Origin of the sequence: Neobacillus jeddahensis, assembly GCF_000612625.1 — a bacterium.
Classification (GTDB): Bacteria; Bacillota; Bacilli; order Bacillales; family Cytobacillaceae; genus Neobacillus; species Neobacillus jeddahensis.
Map to the genome: position 1 here is coordinate 1 of NZ_CCAS010000136.1, position 1,445 is coordinate 1,445.

A 1,445-nucleotide genomic window follows, 5' to 3' on the forward strand; every position below is an offset into this window, starting at 1 on the left:
ACTTTTGGGACTCAATAGAAAAAAGGAGGATAGGGCATTAAAATGACCTTGTTCCCTTTTTTTTCCTATTTAGTAATTCCCTAATTTTCGCTCAACTTTTCTCTGCTGTTTCTTCACTATTTTTTTCACAATAGCTACGTTACCAAACGATGGTTTTTCTTTATCTATTGGTATAGGAACCTTTTGTCGTCCCTTTGACTTCTTCCGAAGTCTATTTAATTCTTTTAACATTTTTGTGCCTGGTAAATATAAATACGTCCGTAGGACGCGAAAGAATTCCCATGGTGTTTTTGTTGACTTGGTTTGAAGCTTAATGATCAGCGAAATACCTAAAGCGATTAGCGCTAAGAACATTTGATTCCAGATACCTTGTGGCTTCGTACTCCAGATTTTCGTTAATTTCAAGTGTCCCTTAATCCACTTGAAAAATAATTCGATGAGCCAACGATTCTTGTAAATCTCTAAGATTTGTTGGTCTGTTAAATCAAAGCGGGTAGTCAAAATTCGATAGATTCTATCTTTCTCATCTACAAATTCAATGTACCGTACGGGTTCATAAGAAATCCCAAAGTTTACTTTAGCATCTCGTTTTATCATTGGATGAGTTGGCTTATATTCCTCTAAAGAATAAAGAACCAAGTTCTTGGTAATACGAGTCACAAATGAAATGCCCTTCGCTAACCAATCCATTAAATTCTTTTTGGAAGGGTACCCTCGATCCATCACATATGTGGCCTCGTCTTCCTCAATAATGAAACTTGAGCTTTCAAAGTCACTCACGGTTCCTGTAGATGGAACAATCTTATCTGGAAAAGCTACATCTTTAGAGACTACTACGAGTCGAGTATGCATTTTAACTGCATTATGTCCTTTGGATATAAAAGCCCAATCACATAGGTTTTCTGGTAAGCGGATTTCTGTTGAATCTACGATATTTAATTGACCGATTTCCTTTGATATTCCTTCAAATCCTTGTGTAAGAGAACGAACTTTTGCCACAACTTTCTCAAACATTTTTTGAACCATTTCTGTTGGTAAATCATTGATTCGCCGGCACAATTGGGAACCACTAATGCCTTCAATATTAAGTTCTTTTCGCAATTCGGGATGTGCTCTTAATTTTTCCTCCATGTGACTGTACGAATGCCATTGATCTAGTTGTGCAGCCACAAAGATTTTTAATAAAGCTTTCGTAGTTAGTTTCTTCCCATAATCAATCAACGGACAATCAAAGTCCTCGGTCGGTAGAATGGATAAGCATTGACAAATTAGCTTTTCATTGCCTATACTTTTATTATTCAATGTTAAAACTCCTTTGTAGAAGACTTGTGTGTTTAGGGAACATAACAAGGTCTATACCTTCTACAATAGGAGTTTTTTTATGTTCAGTAAATACTTTTTATTACATTTTTGCAATATTTTTCAACCTATGCAAGGCTAGTGGG

1 protein-coding gene is annotated in these 1,445 nt (G+C 35.8%); it reads right to left on the reverse strand.

Annotated elements, in window-relative coordinates:
* Positions 1 to 69: 69 nt before the first annotated feature.
* Positions 70 to 1,302: an IS4 family transposase gene (locus TY15_RS22970; protein WP_040203105.1), complete on the reverse strand. Its 1,233-nt coding sequence runs from the start codon at positions 1,300 to 1,302 to the stop codon at positions 70 to 72.
* Positions 1,303 to 1,445 lie beyond the last annotated feature (143 nt).